The sequence below is a fragment of the Gordonia sp. YC-XJ4 genome (assembly GCF_059511865.1).
This window is the reverse complement of sequence record NZ_JCAMPF010000002.1, coordinates 68,537-89,246: the sequence shown is the minus strand read 5'-3', so window position 1 is coordinate 89,246 and position 20,710 is coordinate 68,537. Positions and strand designations below refer to the sequence as shown.

Annotated in this window: 27 protein-coding genes; 21 read left to right on the top strand and 6 right to left on the bottom strand. The window is 66.0% G+C overall.

Annotation, left to right across the window (positions count from 1 at the left end; translation table 11 throughout):
- The first annotated feature begins 74 nt into the window (after window positions 1–74).
- The 15 genes from AC5ZH6_RS28195 to AC5ZH6_RS28125 all read left to right on the top strand — a co-directional run bounded on the left by AC5ZH6_RS28195 (window position 75) and on the right by AC5ZH6_RS28125 (window position 11,147).
- Window positions 75–647, top strand: a complete 573-nt coding sequence (locus AC5ZH6_RS28195) for a hypothetical protein (protein ID WP_496169603.1) — start codon at window positions 75–77, stop codon at window positions 645–647.
- 68 nt (window positions 648–715) lie between these two features.
- Window positions 716–1,012: a hypothetical protein gene (locus tag AC5ZH6_RS28190; protein WP_496169601.1), complete on the top strand. Its 297-nt coding sequence runs from the start codon at window positions 716–718 to the stop codon at window positions 1,010–1,012.
- A gap of 177 nt (window positions 1,013–1,189) precedes the next feature.
- Window positions 1,190–1,516 carry a hypothetical protein gene (locus tag AC5ZH6_RS28185; RefSeq protein ID WP_496169600.1) on the top strand — a complete coding sequence of 109 codons (327 nt, stop codon included), beginning with the start codon at window positions 1,190–1,192 and terminating at the stop codon, window positions 1,514–1,516.
- A gap of 233 nt (window positions 1,517–1,749) precedes the next feature.
- Window positions 1,750–2,508: a hypothetical protein gene (locus AC5ZH6_RS28180; RefSeq protein WP_496169599.1), complete on the top strand. Its 759-nt coding sequence runs from the start codon at window positions 1,750–1,752 to the stop codon at window positions 2,506–2,508.
- A 111-nt stretch (window positions 2,509–2,619) separates the two neighbouring features.
- Complete coding sequence (locus AC5ZH6_RS28175) at window positions 2,620–2,829, top strand: hypothetical protein (RefSeq protein WP_496169598.1); 210 nt, start codon at window positions 2,620–2,622, stop codon at window positions 2,827–2,829.
- A gap of 288 nt (window positions 2,830–3,117) precedes the next feature.
- The gene (locus AC5ZH6_RS28170) at window positions 3,118–3,618 is read left to right on the top strand and encodes a hypothetical protein (protein ID WP_496169597.1); all 501 of its coding nucleotides are present in this window, start codon (window positions 3,118–3,120) and stop codon (window positions 3,616–3,618) included.
- A gap of 235 nt (window positions 3,619–3,853) precedes the next feature.
- Complete coding sequence (locus AC5ZH6_RS28165) at window positions 3,854–4,150, top strand: hypothetical protein (protein WP_496169595.1); 297 nt, start codon at window positions 3,854–3,856, stop codon at window positions 4,148–4,150.
- Window positions 4,151–4,251: 101 nt separating this feature from the next.
- Window positions 4,252–4,692: a hypothetical protein gene (locus tag AC5ZH6_RS28160; protein WP_496169593.1), complete on the top strand. Its 441-nt coding sequence runs from the start codon at window positions 4,252–4,254 to the stop codon at window positions 4,690–4,692.
- Between the two features lie 359 nt (window positions 4,693–5,051).
- A complete protein-coding gene (locus AC5ZH6_RS28155) occupies window positions 5,052–5,552 on the top strand; it encodes a hypothetical protein (protein WP_496169592.1) in 501 nt (166 codons plus the stop codon).
- 75 nt (window positions 5,553–5,627) lie between these two features.
- A complete protein-coding gene (locus AC5ZH6_RS28150) occupies window positions 5,628–6,101 on the top strand; it encodes a hypothetical protein (RefSeq protein ID WP_496169591.1) in 474 nt (157 codons plus the stop codon).
- A gap of 159 nt (window positions 6,102–6,260) precedes the next feature.
- Window positions 6,261–8,744: a helicase associated domain-containing protein gene (locus AC5ZH6_RS28145; protein WP_496169590.1), complete on the top strand. Its 2,484-nt coding sequence runs from the start codon at window positions 6,261–6,263 to the stop codon at window positions 8,742–8,744.
- Between the two features lie 18 nt (window positions 8,745–8,762).
- Complete coding sequence (locus AC5ZH6_RS28140; protein WP_496169589.1) at window positions 8,763–8,999, top strand: helix-turn-helix transcriptional regulator; 237 nt, start codon at window positions 8,763–8,765, stop codon at window positions 8,997–8,999.
- Window positions 9,000–9,056: 57 nt separating this feature from the next.
- Window positions 9,057–10,184, top strand: a complete 1,128-nt coding sequence (locus AC5ZH6_RS28135) for a hypothetical protein (protein ID WP_496169588.1) — start codon at window positions 9,057–9,059, stop codon at window positions 10,182–10,184.
- A gap of 118 nt (window positions 10,185–10,302) precedes the next feature.
- Window positions 10,303–10,629 (top strand): hypothetical protein, encoded by a 327-nt coding sequence (locus AC5ZH6_RS28130; protein ID WP_496169587.1) that lies wholly within the window; start codon window positions 10,303–10,305, stop codon window positions 10,627–10,629.
- A 275-nt stretch (window positions 10,630–10,904) separates the two neighbouring features.
- Window positions 10,905–11,147 (top strand): hypothetical protein, encoded by a 243-nt coding sequence (locus AC5ZH6_RS28125; RefSeq protein ID WP_496169586.1) that lies wholly within the window; start codon window positions 10,905–10,907, stop codon window positions 11,145–11,147.
- A gap of 127 nt (window positions 11,148–11,274) precedes the next feature.
- Here the strand turns inward: AC5ZH6_RS28125 and AC5ZH6_RS28120 are convergent, their stop codons facing one another.
- Window positions 11,275–12,576 (bottom strand): WGR domain-containing protein, encoded by a 1,302-nt coding sequence (locus AC5ZH6_RS28120; RefSeq protein WP_496169585.1) that lies wholly within the window; start codon window positions 12,574–12,576, stop codon window positions 11,275–11,277.
- A 387-nt stretch (window positions 12,577–12,963) separates the two neighbouring features.
- On the opposite strand from AC5ZH6_RS28120, the gene AC5ZH6_RS28115 reads away from it, so the two are divergent.
- Window positions 12,964–13,641, top strand: coding sequence for a hypothetical protein (locus AC5ZH6_RS28115; RefSeq protein ID WP_496169584.1), 678 nt, complete (start codon window positions 12,964–12,966; stop codon window positions 13,639–13,641).
- Window positions 13,642–13,885: 244 nt separating this feature from the next.
- Entirely contained in the window at window positions 13,886–15,079 is a 1,194-nt protein-coding gene (locus AC5ZH6_RS28110) for a hypothetical protein (RefSeq protein WP_496169583.1), read from the top strand.
- A 188-nt stretch (window positions 15,080–15,267) separates the two neighbouring features.
- On the opposite strand, the gene AC5ZH6_RS28105 is transcribed toward AC5ZH6_RS28110, so the two are convergent.
- A complete protein-coding gene (locus AC5ZH6_RS28105) occupies window positions 15,268–15,645 on the bottom strand; it encodes a hypothetical protein (RefSeq protein WP_496169582.1) in 378 nt (125 codons plus the stop codon).
- Between the two features lie 294 nt (window positions 15,646–15,939).
- Between AC5ZH6_RS28105 and AC5ZH6_RS28100 the strand changes: the two genes are divergently transcribed.
- Window positions 15,940–16,173: a hypothetical protein gene (locus tag AC5ZH6_RS28100; protein ID WP_496169581.1), complete on the top strand. Its 234-nt coding sequence runs from the start codon at window positions 15,940–15,942 to the stop codon at window positions 16,171–16,173.
- A gap of 24 nt (window positions 16,174–16,197) precedes the next feature.
- Here the strand turns inward: AC5ZH6_RS28100 and AC5ZH6_RS28095 are convergent, their stop codons facing one another.
- Entirely contained in the window at window positions 16,198–16,371 is a 174-nt protein-coding gene (locus tag AC5ZH6_RS28095) for a hypothetical protein (protein WP_496169580.1), read from the bottom strand.
- Between the two features lie 182 nt (window positions 16,372–16,553).
- Between AC5ZH6_RS28095 and AC5ZH6_RS28090 the strand changes: the two genes are divergently transcribed.
- Window positions 16,554–16,910, top strand: coding sequence for a hypothetical protein (locus AC5ZH6_RS28090; RefSeq protein ID WP_496169579.1), 357 nt, complete (start codon window positions 16,554–16,556; stop codon window positions 16,908–16,910).
- Window positions 16,911–16,996: 86 nt separating this feature from the next.
- Here the strand turns inward: AC5ZH6_RS28090 and AC5ZH6_RS28085 are convergent, their stop codons facing one another.
- From AC5ZH6_RS28085 to AC5ZH6_RS28075, 3 genes are all read right to left on the bottom strand, one after another.
- A complete protein-coding gene (locus AC5ZH6_RS28085; protein ID WP_496169578.1) occupies window positions 16,997–17,278 on the bottom strand; it encodes a WhiB family transcriptional regulator in 282 nt (93 codons plus the stop codon).
- A gap of 78 nt (window positions 17,279–17,356) precedes the next feature.
- On the bottom strand, window positions 17,357–17,854 hold the full coding sequence (locus AC5ZH6_RS28080; RefSeq protein WP_496169577.1) for an HNH endonuclease: 498 nt from the start codon (window positions 17,852–17,854) through the stop codon (window positions 17,357–17,359).
- Window positions 17,855–18,292: 438 nt separating this feature from the next.
- Window positions 18,293–18,838: a MerR family transcriptional regulator gene (locus AC5ZH6_RS28075; protein ID WP_496169575.1), complete on the bottom strand. Its 546-nt coding sequence runs from the start codon at window positions 18,836–18,838 to the stop codon at window positions 18,293–18,295.
- 109 nt (window positions 18,839–18,947) lie between these two features.
- Between AC5ZH6_RS28075 and AC5ZH6_RS28070 the strand changes: the two genes are divergently transcribed.
- Window positions 18,948–20,354 carry a hypothetical protein gene (locus AC5ZH6_RS28070; RefSeq protein WP_496169574.1) on the top strand — a complete coding sequence of 469 codons (1,407 nt, stop codon included), beginning with the start codon at window positions 18,948–18,950 and terminating at the stop codon, window positions 20,352–20,354.
- Window positions 20,351–20,707, top strand: a complete 357-nt coding sequence (locus AC5ZH6_RS28065) for a hypothetical protein (RefSeq protein ID WP_496169573.1) — start codon at window positions 20,351–20,353, stop codon at window positions 20,705–20,707. Before AC5ZH6_RS28070 ends, AC5ZH6_RS28065 begins: the two co-directional genes overlap by 4 nt.
- Window positions 20,708–20,710: the final 3 nt, after the last annotated feature.

Below are 20,710 nucleotides of genomic sequence, written 5' to 3'. Positions count from 1 at the left end.
TTGTGCCGCAGCGAGAAGACAGCGTTCGCCATCCTCGTCAGGGTCAGCACACACATCCACCGTGAGGATTCACCATGAGCATCAGCAGCGAACTCTCCCACGCGATCGCCGTGATCGACGCTGCCGACGACAGCCAACTGCAACAGCTCCGGACGGCTGTCGAGCGTCGCGCAACCGCACTCAAGAACGCCGAAATCGATGACCTCGCACCAGGATACAGGGTGCGCCTGGTTGGGAATCTGTCCCCGCGATACCTGATGGGCGTGACCGGGGTTCTGCGAGGAACGCAAGGCAACAAGCAGCGAGTGGAGATCACCGACGCCGACCGCCGCTACGTCGACCAGCGCGTCACCAAGTACCCCCACGACGGCAAGTATCTCCACGTTCCCACGACGGCAAGTATCTCCACGTTCCCACGGCGTGCATCGCGCCCGCGTGACCAGTCGCGCGCGGCTGACCTCCCACATGAGGGGGTGGGCTGCGCAGCGAACTGCCGGGTGCGCTGTCCACACTCCGCCGCCGGCACTCTGAGGGGTCTCCTCCGGTGGGCCGCGGCGGGTGGCTGCACGCCCCCGGCTCCCGGGCCTGTTGAGTGCCGCACGGTCATATCCGCTCAGCCGATAGTGGACTGCAGAGCAGGGACGTAACGACTAGTCGACCGGCAGCCGAGCCGGTCACCCGCAAGGGGTGCACGCCACCCCGGGAAGGGGTCACCATGGCCTCCGCGTCACCGTGCTCCACCTCCGCCGTCGCCCCCGCCTCCACCGGCAACGGGTACTGGGACAAGCTGCTCAGTGAGGCATTACATCTCCGCGAAGTCAACGAGCGGCTGGTCACCGGCCTGATCCGCCGCTTCGACGACCTCGACGCCGCCGCCCGCCGGGAGGTTGTTGCGACGATGGACGCCAACCGCATTCGGGCCGAACGACTCGAACGCCAGGTCGCCTGGTATCGGTACCAGGCAGGCGAACCCGTCGCCGTAGTACCCGACGGCCCCGAATGGCGCGACTAGGCCGGCCGGGCGGACGGCGCCACCGACCACCCTCCTTCATATCGAACGAATGTGCGATACGATGGGGTGGTATGTTCGGGCCGGGCAGGAGAGGGAAGCTCAGGTCCGGCCCGAACCGCCCTCGAGATCGCCGGCGTCTGGTTTCCGGTCAACCCGCCACGCACAGTGTCGGTCGACATGACCGCCCTGTTCGGCTGGGCAGCCAGGGTCGCCGGCCGCGAGGGCGCGCCACTGCGGGTGCGGGCAGCCGGATTCACCTATCAGCCACATCAACTCGGGGTTCAGCGCGCATGGACCCGATTCAGTACGGGGATCTGGGTGGCTGTCGTCGACATCGAAGTGGTCACCGCCAACCGCACCCACCGCGAACCACTCACCGTGTGGGCGCCCGCCACGGCGATCAGCGTCGTCCCCGCCGACCCGCACACCGCCGCAACCGCTCCCGCTGGCATCCCTGGCGCTGATCCCGCCGACCCTGGGGATGCGGGCACAGCACACCGATAGACCTCCGCTGTCCGCCGGCCACCCCGGCGTGTTCGTCGACCGCATCTCGGATACGCCACCCCAGCCCTCACCAGTCGCCGCTCGGTGGGGGCGGGGACCGCACACCAGCGCTCGCGCGTCGAGGGGTGCCGGGTGCGCAAGAGGCGCCGCAAGAGGCGCACTGCCGCAACACTACTGGGCTCGCTCGTACGTTGGTTGCATCCGCTGAACCACCCCCTCAAGGAGCGAACACCATGGGCGCCTGCGCTTTCCGCACATTCTGGACTTCCACCGAATCTCTCGAGCAGGCATACGCCGATGCGGTGGCCCATGCCCGGCAAGAGCATGGCTACGGCAGCTTCAACGGCTCCATCTCCACCACCAGCGGTGTGCAACCGCATCCCACTGTGATCACGCCGGTGTCGCGGGAGGCTGCAGTGGGCGCCACCGACTCGAGGATGGACCACCTGAACAAGTGGGAGAACTGCGAAGCCATCCCGATCGCAGAACCGGCTGCCGTCCAGGAACGGGTGATCACGGTGACCGTCACAGTTGACGGCAAGGGCTACCAAGAATATGACCAGGTTCAGGCGGCGGTACTCGCCGCTGTGCGCCCCCACATGCAGACGAACGAGATGATCGCCGACACCGAAGTGGGGGACTGGACAACCGAGCAGGCGACCACGGTGAACGTCGCCGCCGGCTCCGGAGAACTCCGCTACTACGTCGAACGAACCGAGAACACCGGCTACCGCAACACGTCGACGCTGAACCGTGACGGGTACCCGACGAAAAACGAGGCGCGAACCGCCGCCAAAGCAGCCGCGGCCGCAGAAACTTCCGAAGTCACCTACAAGGTGAAGGCCCGCCGAGAAATCGACGGCGACGACGCCCTGGTGACCTACACCACCACGGTGGTGAAGTCAACCGCCGAGGTCGACGTGGTGCTGCACTCCGTGGCCCCGGGCGCCAAGCGGGTGGGATGGCTGTTCTACGGGTGGGCAGCAATGTAGAACCCCGCTGCCCCCAACCCTCGGGCCGGGCCGCCCCACCGAGACCGGAAAGCGGCGGCCCACCCAGGCATCATCGCCGACCCACCACACCCAGCAGAGAAGGACGCCACCATGACCGCACACACCGCCGACCAGACCGCCGGCACCCAGCAGTACGAGCAGTACGAGCACGTCGCCCACACCTCGAATCCGGGCGAACCGTTCAGTTCCGTCGAGTACGCCGACGAATTCGGAGTCAGCGTCATCGAATTCGACGGCGCCATCGCCTACTACAACCACGCCGACATCGTGAAACTGGCACCTGAACAGATCGGCCTCTGAATCGACCCGATCACCGAAAGCGACTGACACGCAATCCGATCAACACCCCGCGACCCTTCATGCGGTCTCGGGGTGAGGCCGGCACTCAGACCTGTCCGGCCGGCGCCCCTGCCCAGTCAGTCACGCCGCCAGCACGCAGCTCCGCGCACGACATCCCAGCGAACACCGCAATCGCACCCGCACACCGCCAGCACCGCTTGACGAACCCGAACCGGAACTGCCGCAACCGATCCACGGTGGTTGCGAGGCTAAGAGCATCGCAACCACCGCCACAGCGAAAGGCTCCCCGTGTTCGCGCAGATCGCCCGCCACGTCCGTCCCCGCCACCTCACCGCCGACGCCCTCCGCGTCGCCGCCAACCCCGACGGCACCCGATACGTGATCGCCGAGGGCGACCACGCCAACGTCATCCTCACCTCGGACCGGCGGGCGCTACGCGCGCACCTGCGCGCCATGCTCGCGGCCACCGCACCCGACGACCTCGAACGTGAAGTGATCGCCGCCCAGCTGTGGGCGGCATGCCTCGCGGCCATCACCGCAGAACTCGACGACGACGGTGACGACCAGGCCCCCGTCGCCGACATCACCATCATCGACATCGTCTGCGACGGCACCCTCGGCGACCGCTGGTACCCGCACACCGTGAGCGCCCACACCGAAACCGGCTCCTATGTCGGCGGATTCAGCGCCGACGACCACCTCAACGACAGCCAACTCGACGACCTCACCGACCTCGGCGGCCCGTTCCGCGACGGCTGGACGCTCACCCTGCGGCGCCCAACCCCCTGACCGACTAGTCGACGGCAAGTGTCGGTGCAGGGGTGCTACCCCCACATCGTTGTCAGCAACGCGAAACCCCAAATCCACCCCTGTCCGGTAGATACCGGTGCGCCACACCAGTGCGGTGACACGGTCCGTGCGGCGGCGGCGACTGTCGCGCCCCACCGGAGCAGCAGCCCACCGCGCTGAGGGTGTGGGCGCGATGCTGCCGCACTCCGCCAACGCCGCTCGGTACCTTCACTTCATGTCAACAACCACGAACACGCGATTCCCCAAGTACGACGAAGTGGTTTGGGGGATCGACCTTTCCGCCGACTGCAAGTTCCCTACCGTGGCTGGCGAATACTACGGTGTGCAGGTGGCCTCCGAGCCGCTCGTCAGTGGCATCGACGCCCAGATCACCGGCGCGATCGTGTACACCGACGCGGCCACCGCACGCGCCGCCCACGCAAAGCACCCCCCTGCCTCGGTGGGCGGTCAGGGGGTCGTGCAGCAGCTGCGCTACCGACCGGCGTACTACACGAGGTTCGTGCGCGTCTGACCGCATCTGCGAGTCGGCCGCAACGGCGAGTCCTACTGAACGAAGCCGCATTACTCGCTCAATGCCGCATCCGCCGTCGGGTTCCGAATACCGTCACGGTCATGACATCGACCACCGGCCCGGCTTCTGAGAAGAACTCCATCACCGCCCCCGCGACGACGCTGACAAGCGAGACGGGTAGTGCCTCACAGGTCACTCGCGCCCGCATGGCTCAGTTTGCGCCGGTCGCCCTCGATCCTGCGGCATTCGATGATGCGCCAGCCCAACCCATCTCGGCGCGGGTGTTCGCCCGTGCCAGCGAGGTCATTGACGCAATGAGGGCGCTCGACAACGTCGCAACCGCCCTATTCCCGACCGACACAGGAGGGCTGCGTTTCTACTGGCCTGATTCTGACAATCAGATGACCGTCGACGTGGAACTGTCTGGCGCTGTGTACGTTCACGTCACGGACCTACCGGCGGGCACCTACCGCGACGAAACCATCCCCGCCGACAGCGACCTCAGCAATCGGCTTGCGGTGTGGCTGGCCGACGATCAGTGACGGTGAAGGAATCCGCAAGCAGCTGCCTGTCGGACCACACGACGATCCTGTGCCCGGGCGCGCTGTCCACGCTGACCGCGAGTACCAGAGCGCGTCATCGGCTGCCGACACCGACGGCGGGACACGATGGTTGGTGCCGCCACAGTTCCGGGAGTCGACCACCAAAGTGCATGGAGGGTCGTGTACCGCACTGTGTCCCTACTGCGTGATTGGCTGGTCCCGACCGACATCGAGGTGCCCGCCAGACGGACGCGATCGCAATCCGCCTGCTGCACAACGAAAGCGGTCTCTGATCGGACGAAGGCCGCGCCGCCTGCAGTCACGGATACGACCACGACCAACCAACCCGGAGGAACCCAATGTTGGACCTGCACTACACCGACCTGGACGACGGCCGCGCCGCACTCCTCACCGCAGACGGGGTCGAGGTGGCCGCCGCACCGACACGCCGCCAGCTCCGGGAGGCCGTCGAGGACCTCCTCGCCTCGATCCCCACGACCGGCGACGACCTCACCGAGATGGCGCGAGAGGTGTGGGACTACTTCGTCGGAGCGGCCACCACATACCTCAATCAGACTGCCGAAGAACGCGACGACGAAGACACCACCGACAGGATCGTCGCGAACTTCCATGCGCTCGACTTCCGGATCGACGAGTGGGATGACGGCTACTTTCCCACCGAACCACGGATTCTGAGCCAAAGCGGCGACCCCATCGTCGACGCCTGCGACTACATCGAGCACCTCGAGTACGCGACCGTCCCCTGGATCGACCACCTGCGGAGGCTCTCAGGCGATTCCTACGGCCGCTGGTGGAGCTACGAACTCACCAATCCCTACGCCGACCCTGCCGACGACTGACATGCCGTCACCTGCAGCCCCGCCGCGCCATCCGGCCGTCGAACACGCACAGCGACAACCAACATGGAGGCGTCGATGACCAACCCCATCACCTTCCGCCGCCCCACCTGGTGGCCGGACAGCGTCGCCGCCGAACGACTCCTGGCGTGCCCAGGATGCTCGAGCATCGCCAACGTCACCATCGAGATGGACGCCGGCGGCGTCGCGCAGTCACCGGCGCACTGCCGCGCCTGCGGATACCGGGCCACCGCCGACGGGCTCCGCGCGTTCCCCACCACCGTCAGTCACCCCGGCCCGGTCTGGCTGGACGCCGTCGACGAGAACGGAGACGCCTTCACCGTGCGATGGGGAGACCAGCCAGCCAGCACGATCACCGCCGTGCTGACTGCGATGACCGAGTTCTGGCCCGGAATCACCGTCACCACCGAAGGAGCCCCCGACGGCGTCACCGTCGCCACCGACGAGGCGTGGGCCAACGCCGCAGGCCTGAGCGACGCTGTCGCAGAACAACTACAGGCAATCCTCGGGGAACCCGACACCATCGCGTGACGGCACGACCGGCAGCTTCCTACCCGGCGTGAGTGAACACGCCCGGATACCAGTCTGCGCGACCGTCTCACGAGCACGTACCCACGCTCTGTATGTGCGACCGTCGCACGCCCGACGGAACAGCGGCAAATAGTCGCGGTAGATGCTAGGGTTGCCGCCATGCAGTCGACTCGTTGTAACGACCGGGATCTGCGGGACTACCAAACCCGAGCTGTGCAAGCAGCCGCCGAATGCGCACGTGGCCTCACCGTCATGGCCTGCGGCACAGGGAAAACCAGAGTCGCGGCTCATACAGTGCTCGACGCACCCGGGCGGGCGCACGCTGTCGTGTTCGTCCCCACGCTCGCACTGCTCGAGCAGACCTACAATGCGTGGGCCGAGGTCGCACCCACCCACTTCTCCGCGCTCGGCGTGTGCTCACAACCCATCCGGGGCAGCGAAGACATCGCGTCGGCCGACCTCACGATTCCCACCACCACCGACCCCCAAGCAGTCGCCACACACGTCGCCAATGCGAGCGAGAGTGAAACTCCGACAGTCGTGTTCGCGACCTACCAGTCAGCAGCTGTCATCGCACAAGCGCACCGTGAACACGATCTTCCGGCCTGGACAACGATGGTGTGCGACGAAGCCCACCGCATCGCCGGCCCACGCCGGAAGGCCTTCGGCATCGTCCTCGACGACAACAGCATCCCCGCCGCCCGCCGACTCTTCTACACCGCAACTCCCCGCATCCACGACGTCCGCGATAGCACAGAGCTGCAAGACGTTACGACGTCGAAAACCGTCGCCTCAATGGACAACGCCACGCTGTTCGGTGAGAGGGTCTACACGCTTTCCACCCGCGACGCCATCGACCAAGGATGGCTATCGGACTACCGGCTCGCCGTCATCGCCGTCACCAACGACGAAATCCGTGCGACCCTCAGCTACCTCAACACCATCACCGTCGACGAGCACACGATCACCGCCAACGACGCCGCCACCATCATCGCCCTCCACAAAGCCGTCGACGACTACAACCTCCGCAGCGTCCTCGCCTTCCACAACACGATCAGCGCATCCCAACGATTCACAGCGGCAATAGAACCCCTCCACGCCGCCCTCGGCGATACGCGCCCAGTCACCGCAACCCACGTCGACGGCACCGACAACCTCTCCATCCGGCGCGATGCACTCGACACATTGCACACCCCACCCGAAGGCGGCTGGTCGATCGTCTCCAACGCACGCTGCTTCAGCGAGGGCATCGACATCCCCGCCCTCGACGCCGTCGTATTCGCCGAAGCCCGCACCAGCCCCATCGACGTCGCCCAAGCAGTCGGCCGCGCCATCCGCCGTAACCCCCACCGCACCCAACCATCACTAATCATCCTCGCCGTCATCGTCGACACCGATGAAGACCCCGAAAACGCCATCGAAGAAAGCGAATTCGCGAAAACCCGCCGCGTCATCGCAGCCCTCGAAGACCACGACCCCGCACTCGCCTCCGACCTCACCCGACTACGTCGACGCGCCCGAAACTCCAGTGACACAGAGGCGCGCCCCACCATCGAGGTAGACAAAGAACAACTGCACGCCGAAATCCGCCCAATCGACCCCAACAGCACCCTCCTCGATCACTACCTCACCGCCTTCACCACACGACTCCTACCGTTCGCGAACGACGAGCGGTGGGAGGAACGGTTCGTAGAACTGCAGGGGTTCGTCGCCGAGCACGGGCACGCGCGACCACCAAGATCGCCGGCGCTCGGCAATTGGGTCAGCAACCAGAGAGCGAGGTATCGAGCGGGAGACCTGTTTGGGGTGCGGGCGGTGCGGTTGGAGGCCCTCGCCGGCTGGATGTGGAACGTCAAAGACGACCAGTGGGAGGAGCGGTTCGAAGAGCTGGAGGGGTTCGTCGCCGAGCACGGGCACGCGCGACCACCAACATTGTCGGCGCTCGGCAGGTGGGTCGCCGGTCAGAGAGAGAGTTGTCGAGCGGGCAAACTGTCGGAAGTGCGGGTGCGGCGGTTAGAGGCTCTTGCCGGCTGGGCGTGGAACGTCAATGACGACCAGTGGGAGGAGCAGTTCGAAGAGCTGCAGGGGTTCGTCGCCGAGCACGGGCACGCGCGACCACCAAGATCGTCCGCGCTCGGCACCTGGGTCCACAACCAGCGAGCGATTTTCCGAGCGGGGAACCTGTCAGACGTGCGGGCGGTGCGGTTGGAGGCCCTCGCCGGCTGGATGTGGAACGTCACCGATCAGCGGTGGGAGGAGCAGTTCGAAGAGCTGCAGGGGTTTGTCGCCGAGCACGGGCACGCGCGACCACCAAAGAGGTCCGCGCTCAGCACCTGGGTCGCGGAACAGAGAAAGAGTTATCGGGCGGGAAACCTGTCGGAGATGAGGGTGCGGCGTTTAGCAGCTATTGCCGGCTGGATGTGGAACGTCACCGATCAGCGGTGGGAGGAGCAGTTCGAAGAGCTGCAGGGGTTTGTCGCCGAGCACGGGCACGCGCGACCACCAACATTGTCGGCGCTCGGCAGGTGGGTCGTGGAACAGAGAAGAAGACGCCGCGAGGCGCAACTCTCCGAATCGCGGATCAAAAGGTTGGAAAGTGTCCCTGGGTGGGCGTGGGACACAAGTGACGGAGATGGATCGTAGTTGAAAGGATGAATAGGCATGAGTGAGAGCAACGACGTTGAAACGCTGCTGACTGCGAAACAAACGGCAAAATTGACGACGATTTCCGAGAATACGTTGCATGAGTGGGCAAAGCAACGAGAGGACGGTGTGGATGCTCCGGGTCCACCGCACATGCGGCTAGGCCCAGGCAGTCGACGTTGGCTACGATCAGATGTTGTTGCGTGGCTTGAGTCGTGTCGGATTGTGAACCCTAGTGATCGAGACCGTGTTTAGAATTTCGACCGAGCGTCTGCCCCGTCCGATTCCTGCGACCATTGCGAGAACAGAGCAATGACCGAGAACAAAAGGGAGCTATTGCCCCTCTCGTGGATACGAGCGGTCCTGGATGGAACGGACCCGTCGACTGCGGAAGCGCGGATTGCAGAGGAACAGCAGTTGCGCGACAGCGTGCCGTCCTGGGTGTTCGAGTTTGAGGAAGTAGCGGAGGAGGCGAACCACTACCGGGCCAAGAAGTCTGATGTGGAATTGCGGCGGCGACAGCTGCGCGCCTCGGACCCCGGACTGGAGATTTTGGCGAAGCTTGTTGATGAGCGTGATGAACTGGACCAGAAGATTCGGCATCTGACTTGCCTCTTCCGTGAGTGGGGTGAGCCGCCCTTCTCGTTCGCGGATCTCGGTGCGGTCGCGAAAAGGTCGGCGTCTGGGGTGCGTTCAAGCTACACAGAAGACGAACGGGACTATGTGCGCAGTGTGCTGGGTGTTTCGCCTCGCGGTTCGCGGGACCCTCAGCCGCCAAGTCTGGTGTTCCCGAACCCCTACCGCCCGCACCTGTTTCTGGGGGCCGGCGCTGACGGGCACCCTGTCCTGGTTCCGGCCGGCGAATCCCTCCTCGTCGACATTCCACTCGACGATTTGCGCCGACCAGCGGTGGAAGCTCTACTGGCCTATCAACTCGCCGCGCGAATCGTGCCAGGGTTCCCGGCGCCGACAGTCGAGGCGTGCGTGAACGGTTTCCGTGCCTTGGGTGAGCACGTTTCGCCAGACCTGCAGTGGCGCTACGACCCAAATGCTGCCAATTCGCGGGACAGCCCGGCTGCAGATAACCCATTGGCTGGCGGCCAGGCAGATGTTGACCTTCCGCGGCTGCGGCTGGTGGCATCGTTGGAAGGTAACCGAACGCTGTCCGGCGACGCACCGGTGCAGTGGCTCGTCGGTCATGTGGGGCCAGTTGCGGAAGCCAATCCTGGCCGGTTCTATGTTCTGCGCCCACCGTCGCGTGCTTTCCGCTGGCAGTGGACTCTTACTGCGCCGGACGGTGACACGCGCGATGTGCACCTCGCCACGGCGGCCGAGTGCACGATCGAGTACCCGACAGTCCCAGATGACGGCGAGCAAGACGACGGGATACGTGTACTACGTGAAATGGCGGTGGACCTGGTTCGCGCCCGGCTACCCTGAGCGGTCGCGCGACGGTGGGTAAAGAGCTGACGCTTGTGCTGGACGTTGGGTGCCGCAACTCGATTGGGTGCTGAATACGTTGATACCGAGAGTATTTCGTACCTGACGAGGAGTTCCCATGACTGATAAGGCCGCGCTGACCGCTCACATGGAGGCGGCGCTTGCTGCGCAGAACGCTGCCGCTGCGGAGGCCGCGAAAATCATGAGCGCCGAGATGCGCGAACGGGGGTGGTCTGCGGTGGACGTCGAGTGTGAGGGGATGTCGGGGATCAGCCGCGCGCAGTTGTCTGCGACCGGTGAGTGGGTTGACGTGGATGACGAGGTCGCGGAGGAGCTGTGGGATGTTGTCGGCTGCATCGGTAAGCCGAAGTTCAAGTGGGTTGGCGGCGACTTCGATTACGTCTTGTCTCTCGACCGGCTGGATCCGTCGGTGGCGCACTCGTAGCTGACCAACCCGCCAGTGGCCCTTCATCGTTGCCGGTGGAGGGCCACTGTGCTGCGCGCGGACGGTATCCCTGTCCGGAGCCGCGCCGCGAGACTGGGGGAGGGTAGTGGTCCCGTCGGTGGTTGTGCCGCACAGCAGGTGTGGCGGAGAGGACGGTAGGGGGTATGGCACCAGTTGTTGCCGACCCAGAGCCCTTCCCGGCGCGCCGCGACTCGACTCCGACGCGCCGGGAAGCCACCACCTTCCACCCGCCTTGCTGACAGGACGTGCATCTGATGGGATCGACCCGCCCCGCCTCCGACGGCTGCCCCGATCACGCCGACAACTGCTGGTTCGGGCGCACACATTTCTGGTGCATCGGCTACTTCGACCGCGAAAGTGTCTGGCACACAGCGATGATCTGCGCGACCTGCCTGGGAGTGTGTACCGCTGAACTCGACGACGCGGGCCGCATCTGCGAGTGCGGGACCAGCAGCCCACACGTCCGCGGCACCGCACCTGTCGTTCCCCGCCGGTAGCGCACAGCGACGACCTCACCACCGGAAACCCGGTCGGCCGCCGACACTGAGGGCGGCGGCGGCCGTCACGGACCACCGCCCATGCACCCCCACGTAAGGCAAGGGGGTGCATGGGCGGACGGTGTTGTCAGACGGCTTTGTTGGTTCCGGCGTCGGCGAACTGATCCATCAGGCATTCGTCGGCGGTCTTGTCGTCGCGGCGGGAGACAAGCCGAGGCTGCACCATGCGCGGGAACCGTGGATCGGTCACGTACAGGAACGTCACCACCCACACCTCGCCGACAGCGACGTCGCCCTTTCCGATGGTCGACGCGGAACCGACCTCGACCAGCTCACCGTCGGTGTTGTGGACAGCCAGGGTCGCTGATTCCTTCGCCGGATGCAACGCGACCACGACGACGTCGGCGTCTTTGACCAGCTTGTGCTTCACGAGCCGCGGGGTTCGTCGCCCCATTTCGTAGGGGCCGCTGCGGTGGCGGAGGATGATCCCCTCTCGCTGTTCGGCAACGGCAGTGCTCAGCATGATCGCCTTGTTGGGGCCATCGGCGACCGGCGCGACGACGACAGGGTGCGCGTCGGCCGTTGGTGATCCGCCGACGTTTACGCCGAGGGTGGCGGCGATGGCCACCAGCGCGGCGTAACGGTCGGCGAAGGGGGTGGAGTCGGCCACCCAGGTGCGTGCTCCGTCGGCGGCGGCCGCCAGGTCGAACAGCACCAGGGTGCGGCCGACGATCTCACCGTCGAACAGCCAACGCCCTGAACGCAGCGCGGTGAACGGCGCGAGATGTGCGGAGCCGACGTTGCGAACCTTGGTTTGGCCCTGCCGGTTCAGGACACGTAGCTGCCCGCCGTCCACGTCCACGACAGTGCGATCGCCGTCGTATTTGAACTGGGTGACCCACTCAGGTGACCGCATCGCGTCGGCGACGACGTCAGCGGCTTGCACCGACGCGAGCATGGGCCGCATCGGCAGATCAGCCACAGAGACGGCGGTGTGTGCGGGCAGGATGGTGTCGAGAGCGGCTGCCACTTCTACGGTGCGATCCGGCAGCTCGGCAGCGACCGCGGTGGCGACCGCAGCGACCGGCGGCGGGGTGGCGGCGTTGTCGGCGACGCCGGTGCGTAGCGTGTCGACCGCCGAATCCAACGATCCGATGTCACCGAGATCGGTGACGGTCACCATCCCGGAGCGTGACGGTGTGTAGCCCTTCTTGAGTTTCGACCCGAACTTCGCGTCGGCGGCTTTCGTGGCGGCGGCCGCGTCGGTCGCGTCAACCACCTTCGTGAACGTGCCGAGGGTTCCATTGCGGCCGTACTGCGAGAACCATTGGTTTCCAGAGACATACACGCGATAGAACTTGTCGTTGCCCGCGCGGGGGTCCACGTAGGTGGCTTCGCGGACGGTGACGGAAACGGTGGCGGCGGTCATGGGGTGGGGGTCCTTCCGGTCGGGCGGTGCTGACCGGATCAGGTTCTCGTCTCGCACGGACGTGGTGCGGCACAGCGCTACGGCGGCGGGAAAGGTGGCGTGACGTCGACCGGGACGTCGCCTCCGGCGGTGTTGTCCGCGCATCCAATGCGCGAACCGTGACTGCTGCGCACCTCGTCTCGCGACGATCGACAACCACTTGCGTCGACAGAGGCCGGGCTGGCCGGCGGGCCTGTCCGGGTTCTTACCGGCCGCGCCTCAACACGATCCCAAGGTCCGCATCCTGCGAGCCCCGACACGGGCATCGGCGTTGCGGGGGTGCCGCGCGGCCGCGCGCCGACCAGCAACTCTGAACGCACCGAAACACAGCCCACCCCAGGAGAACTCATGCGACGGATCACAGCGACCACCACCGAGGTAGTCCAGCGGACGACGGAGGTGAGAGTGCCCGACGAGTTCGACGCCAGCAACCCCGAGCACCGAGACGTCCTCGACTCGTGGTTGGCCGACATCGAGTGCGGCGAGGACGTCGTATCCCGCACCCTCACGATTGCGCTCTCCGACGGCCGCCGGCGCGTCGACGCAACGTTGGACCTCGACGACCTCATCGACGACGAGCCGGGCACCTGGACGTTCTTCGGGCACTGGGAAAACGACCGCATCGTCGTCGAGTACTCGATCCCCGGAGAGCACGACGATCGCCGCAGCGACCCCCACACGTGGGATCAGGGATTGTGGGCCGCCACCGGCAGCGGCCCCACCGCTGCTGCCGCATTGCAAGCACTGCGCGACGAATACGAGCCCGGCGGCGAGGAAGACTCCTCACCCCCCGATGCCGCCGCAGGCAGCGAAGCCCTCCCCGCCAACGTCACCGGTGATCGACGGCCGACGCTCGACGACTTCGTGCGAGCCTACGAAGCCTACGACGGTCAGGACGTCGGCCAGTTCATCCACCAGTGGGGCTTCTACCTCGACGGCAAGGAACAACCGTGCGCCGCCGCCCCGGATGGAATCCACCAGGTTACTGCCGGGTCCTGCGACCAGTGCGGGCACAAGAACTTCTGAGACCCCCGGCCGGCACCGCGCCGTCGGCGCGGTGCCCTGACCACCGCTTCCGGGTCGCGGCGGGCGAGCGGTCGGTGAACTGTCCGAGGCCGAGATGCCGCGCCGGTTCGCGAGTACGTGCGGGCCTCAAACGTTGAGCTGGTGATGGCGGCATGGCGATGGGCAGGGAGCCGAAGCTGGGAGCCAGCGGGTGCCGCACCCGAACCGTCGTGTCGGACACGCTGAGCGGGTGAAACTTTCTGAGGTGCAACCTGATCCGAACCTGCGTTATGCAGTGTCGTACGGCCTGGGCGCCGATTCGACTGCGGTGTTGCTGCGGTGGTTCCACGAGCCGGAGACGCGGCCGGCGCCGTGGAATCAGATTGTCGTGCTGTCTGCGATGACCGGAGATGAGTGGAAAGCCACCCACGAGCAGGTGGTGACCCACATTTTGCCGGTGTTACGGGCCGCCGGGGTGCGGTACATTCAGGTGGCTCGATCGCAGCGCCACGTACGCAAGGACGGCACCGGGATTGAGGTGCTTTCTGACAGTCGTAGCCCGCACGAGTTACACAGCGCGGGCGCGTATCGACTGTCGATGGAGATGCTGTCAGCTGGCACTCTCCCACAGCTCGGCGGATCCAGATTATGTTCAGTTCATGCTAAGGGCGATATCTTAGATCCGTTGTTGGACAGGCTTTTTGAAGGTCGACCGTACCACCATGTGATGGGTTTTGAAGCCAACGAGCAGGTCCGCGCCGACAAAGACACCACCTTCAACACGCCCACTCGCACCGGGATGTACCCGCTGATCGAGTGGGGATTCACCCGGGCAGATGTCCTCTCCTACATCGAATCCCACGCCCAGGAACGGTGGGTCAAGAGCGCGTGCACGTTCTGTCCCTTTGCACTGTCGTCGAAGTCGTCGCGGGCGGAAACGTTACGCCGATACGCAGCCGACCCCGAGGTAGCCGCTGACGCGCTACTGATGGAAGGCGTTGCGCTGGCACTGAACCCAGCGCAGTCACTGATCGGTCGAAGCCGCCTCGTCGATGTGGTCGACGAGGAAGGGTTGGCCGGGGTGCTGGCCGCCTACGATCGGCTGCTCAGCGTCAGCGAGCACGCCGTGTACCGGGTGCGACGCATCTACCGCGCCGCCGGCGGCGACCCCACCAAGAAGTCACCGCGCGCCGACCGGTCGGTGCAGCGCATCATTGCCGGTGACCGCGCCGAAATGATGGCTGCCGTCGCCACCTACGCTGATCTCGGAGCTGACATCGACACCGACGACGGCGGCCGCATCGTCCGCGCCCACGTTCGCCGGCGAGGCGAGTTGTATCCGACGGTCGAGGAGTTCTTCGTCGCCGCGCCGGCCGTCGTCGGCGACAAGCAGGCCACCCACTTTGACCGGTGGTGGAGCGAGCTCACCGGGAAACCGGTGTCGCTGCAGCTGTTCTGACCCGACATCGAGCCGCCCACGCCCACGCGCCCGACCGGCTGGCTTGATGCAAGCCGGGCAGCGGGGGAGCGCCTGTCCGGTCGATGGCGGGCGACCGTCGTGTCCACCCCACCGCCGGGGCTGCCGGACGCAACAACCCGGGGCGGCAGGGGCTTTGTCGCCTCTGCCGCCCCGAGCCGCCCGCCCCGTCATGTCTGCCCGCGAATCTCGTCGAGGTAGTGGGACGGGTAAGAGACGTCGTCGAAGTCGATGCCCAGCAGATCGCACAGATGCCGGACGTCGTTGAGGAGATCGGCCAGCGCAGTCCACGCCGACTCGCCCTCGTAGATACCGGTGGCCTGGGCGTAGGCGGTGAGGGCCTCGTGGGCGCGGGCCGCGCCGACGAAGCTGCGTGCGCGCAGCGACTCCGCATCGACGGTGTCGGGAATGCGAGGGGGCGCGGACCGAAACAGTTCGGCCGCATCGGCGGTGCTTGCGCCGTCGCGGTCGGCGAGGTCGGCGTCCCACGCCGGTTGCAGCCGGTACGGGTACTCGCCCGGAGGCGGCTCGTACGGTGGTGTGTCCATGGATCGGTCTCCGATCAGATCAGGGGGATGGGTAGGTGACTTCATCGTCGCGGTCGCCAGTTCCGTCGTGCGGCACCACTGTTGACCACGAGTCGAAGATCCGCGGTAGCCGTCGTAGACCGTGGGGTGTGTGGTGGAGCTGGGGGGTGAAGCAGCTGTCCGGATACAGTTCGGCGCCCGCCAGCAAAAGGGGGCGAGCGGTCGTGGGTCGCCTTGTCTGCGGACGCAACTGGCGCTGGTGGTGGCGGAAAAGTGCTGCCGCGCTGCTGAAGTGGCGACTTCTACTGTCTTCGCATGAGGAAACCCCGGCGTGCCCTACAGCTGGTCGTTGCTGCTGGTGCTACTGCTGCCATCGCCACGGGTCTTGCCGTCGCGGCCTGCGCCCCACTGCCAGACGAGCCACCACCGACCTCGCCGACGGTGGTAGTCGACAACGCCACCTCCATCGCCGACATCGCCCGCGCCCAACTCGGCACCCCCATCGTGCGGGGTGCTGCGGGTCCGGACGGCCACGAGACGGCGGGCTGATCCGCTACGGCGGGGGTGCGCGCATTACATCGCGCCCCACTTGACGAGGTTCGCGGTGAGCGCCGACACCGCAGCAACCACGAAGTCGTGATCGACAATCGTGCAGGCAAACCCGAGGGGGACCGGCCACAGCCGGGCGTAGTCCTCACCGACGATCGCCGCGCGGGCACCCGGCCCGTCAGCGACCGGCGCTGCCACACCGGCCCCACGGCGTGCGCTGTCCGGAAGTGGAGTCGCGATTGCGCCGGCGCAGCCAAGCCGAGGGTGCGGTCGCCGGAGAAGCGCGGGAGCTGAACGGGATACGCAGTGCCGCAACTAGTCCGCAGGTGAGAGGAAGGTAAGTGGCATCCGCACAACAACTTCCCGAGAGGATGATGATCATGCCCGCCACGATCGCCTACCGCAGCCACCACGGAGCGTGGGAAACCAACGCCTTCGCCGACCCGCAGGCCGAGTTCGCCAAGGTCGACTACTCCCGTCTGTACAAGCTCTCCGACCCTCAGGTCGTCACCATCGTCAAGGTGCGTGCGATCAGCAGCCCCGGGTTCCCGTTCTGGGATGTCCAGTACGTGCACGGTGAGCTCGCCGACGGCAGCCGGGTGCGCGTCGACCTAGGCATCACTCAGATCCCGAAGGGCAACGTCACCGGTACCCTGGTCGACGCCGCCCGCAACGCCGGACGCTACGCCAAGGGCATCGGCCTTCTCCGGCCCGATGTGGTGAGCTTGTGCCAGTGACCCGACAATGACTACGGCCCAACACTTCCGGAGCGAAGTGTTGGGCCGTAGTCGCATTCAGGGTGGGGTGGGCACTGAGCCCAGGGTTACGGACGTCGCGGACGCCCGTTCTCCAGGTTCTCCCCGCCCCACACGCCGGACTGGCCGTTGTCGCGGCCCCACGCACCGCATTCGAGGCGGATCGGGCAGCTTCCGCACACGGCGCGAGCGTGATCCCACCGCTGGCGCGGGAACGGATGCCAGTCTTCGGGGTTCTCCCCCTCACGCGCGCACCGCGCACGCGACCAGTCGATGTCGGTCGACAGGCCCAGCAATTCGGTCAGTGGAACCGCCAGCGGCCGCCGTCGGAACTCAGTCGATGCAGTCATAGTCCCTCCTTCCGGGACAGGAAACGATTCCCGAGCACCCCGCTGATCAGGGGTGTTCCGGGGGTGGTGGTGATGTGGTCAGGCAGGCGAGGGCTGCGTGAACAGCGTGTAGATGGCCTGCTGGTCAGCAGCCCACGGGTCGCACACACCGGGCGTGTACCGCAGCCGCATCCCAGCCTCCTCGGGAGTGCGGTCGGCTTTGAATCCGTTGCAGCGCTTGCAACATGCCACGAGGTTCCCGAACGTTGTGAGGCCTCCGCGGCTGCGGGGCACGATGTGATCGACGGTGGTGGCGTCGCCGCATCCGCAGTAGGCGCAGCGCCGGCCGTCGCGTTGCAGGATCGACACCGCCGACGCGTAGTCGTCGGCACTCTTGGCCGGCCACGGACGATATGCGAAGCGGCGGACCGCGATCACCTTGTGCACCGGCACCGTGACCGTCGGTGAATGCACCGTCGTCACCAGCGGTGTGCCGATCACGTTGTACGCCACGTCAGTGACCAGCATGGTCGCCGCGCGCTGCCACGTCAGTCGCGCCAGGAGTTGCAGACCGGGGCTGGTCAGGAAGATGGTCACAGCTCTGCCCTCTCATGAGGCTCGAATGGGGTACTGAGGAAATGGGTTGCGATGGCGCCACTTCCGAAGCACGAGCCACGGAGGGGCTACTGTCTTGGAGTGCCGCCGGCGGTTACTGCTCGCCGATCGTGGCGAGTGCTCAGCGTGCTCTGCGACTGGGATCGTGTTGGGGTTCTACGCATCCGGCGGTCACCTCCTTCCATTACTGTTGTGGTGACGGTGATTATGCAACCAGGGTCCGACACGGAGTGCGGCAGTGCCAGATTGCGCGATCAGTCGACTGTCGGTGTGCCGTCGGGAGACAGATGCGGCCACCCCCGCAGGGCCGGCGGTCAGTGCGCCGCGGTCACCGACGACAACGACGATCGTCCAGGGCGCTCGGTGCCCCGCATGATGTCGGAATCGGTGACGCCGTCCGGTGAGCGAACGACGGTTCGGTCAGGCGCTTTTCGCTGCTCGCCGCGCTGCGAGGTCATCGCGCGAGGGTGTCGGTGCGTCGCTGTCCGCGGATTCGCTGGGGAACTCGCCGATCTCACCGACGAGCGAGGACAGCGCCGGACCCACGGCGATACCGAACACTCCTTGGCCACCGCGTAGGAGGTCGAACACCTCCGACTCCGAGGTGCATTCGAAGATGGTGGTGCCGTCGGAGAACAGGGTGGTTGAGGCGAGGTCGCTCGCGCCGCGGTCCCGCACCTGCTCGACCGCTTTCCGGATCTGAGGGAGTGAGATGCCGGCGGCGAGCAAACTCTTGATCAGCCGCAGGACCAGAATGTCGCGAAACGAATACAGGCGCTGCGAGCCGGAGCCCTGAGCGGACCGCACCGACGGCTCGAGCAGTTTGGTGCGCGCCCAGTAGTCCAGTTGGCGGTAGGTGACACCGACGATCTGGGTGACGACCGGTGCGCGGTAGCCGGTGGAGTCCGTGTCCACACGACGCAATGCGAAAGCATCCGGATCGATTTCATCGAGTGCACCCTGCATACGCCCAGGATAAGGGCTGCCGGTGGCAAGCTGGTAGTGGGTTTGTTCCTCGGCGAGTGCGCACCACTGTTGAGCTGTGCCGGAGAAACCTGTCCGATACGGTGACCGCATGTGCCTGTCGATAAGCGAACCGGGTGGTCCGGCCCGCTGCTCCGCTGATCTCGCGGCTCGCGTCGACCGTGACGTTCTGCGTGCCGCGCAACATCAGGACACCGTCGCCGGCCTGCACAGCGAACGCGAACAGGTCGATCGTGACTTGGAGATGATCCGCGACATGGAAGCGGCGATGTCGGGCACCTTGAGTCCCGACCGTGAAGCCGAGCTGTTGGAGAAGGCCAGCCGGTTCGTCGAGGATCGGGCACGCTCGGCCGAACCCGAACCCGAACCCGAACCCGGCCCTGACCCTGACCTGGAGCTCGAGGACGCCGGCGACGTCATCGATGTCGATGCCCCTGGCCGGGCCGATGCGGGGGACCGGACGTGGCAGAACGAGGTCACCGCCTGCCTTGCCGACGTTGACCAGGCGTGGGCTGCGGTACGCGACTCCAACGACGCCTACATCCTCGACCCCGCCAAGACTCGGGAGCAGTGGATGGAGGAGTACGAGCAATGGGCGGTAGGCAAGGACGAAGTGGCGTCGCGCTATGAAGCTGCGGTACGCCGTGTCGGTGAAGTGATCGGCGCCGAAGCGGATCGCCGCGCCGAACAACGCCTCGCCGAAGCCGGTCCAGAACCTGCCCTCGTCACCCGAGCCGACGTGTTCGCCAAACGGAATGAAGTGCTGCAACTGATCGCTGACGCCCGCACCGACCCCAGTCTCGCCGACGCAGCCCGCAACGCCGAACGCGCCTACAACGACCTGGTCGACCAGTACGCGAACGATCACCACCCCTTTCGGATCACCCAGACCGGACGCATCCGGGCCGACACCTACCGCGAGGTCCTCAACGAGGTCCGCCCCCTCGGCGGCGCCACACCGCGAATCGCGGGCCGACCCGCCAAAGAGTCAGTCGCGCAACTACACAAGGTGGCTGATGACATGCCGGCCGAATGGATCGACGACATCAACTCACGTGTCAAACCGTTGACACTGAGCCGCAGGAAAGGCGTCCGAGCCAGCTACAACTCCGCCACCCATCGCATCACCACCTCCGGCTGGGACGCCGAGGCCTACCACGAATTCGCGCACAGAATCGAAGAACAGGTCCCCGCGATCTCCGTGGCAACCGACAGCTTCCTGCGCCGCCGCACCACCCAACCTGACGGCACCCAAGAGCCCGAACGCCACTACGGCTCAGCACGATCCGGTGAAAAGATCCGTCCCGACGGATTCGTCGAAGGCTACGTCGGGAAAAGCTACCCTGGCCCATACACCGAGGTGTTCTCGGTCGGGACAGAAGCACTCTTCACCGGCCGGTTCGGTGGGCTCATCGGCGACGGCAACGTTCAACGCAGCGACCCTGAACACCGAAATCTCATTCTCGGGCTGTTCGCCTCAGCGAAGGTGACCGCATGACCACCGGCCAGCCTGTCCACCTCGCTGCCACCGACTACGACGGCAGCCGCACGATCGAGTGGGCCCGCGCCGACGGCACGAACGTCGAGGACCCCGGCCAGTGGAGCGGCGACACCGAATGGGTGGAGCTCGCCCACCAGATCCTGCAAGCCCGCACACCAGTGTGCGTTCTCCAGCCGTCGGTCACCTATTTCTTTCCGGCACTTGACACCGACCTCACCGTCGAGAACGTCGCCGCGGCCATCATCGGTGCAGTAGAAGGGCGAGCAGACGTCTCCGATGTGCTCGAGTACCTTCCCGCCGAACTCGTCGACGACGAACCGGAGCAGGACAGCGGCAGCCTCATCCACTGACCG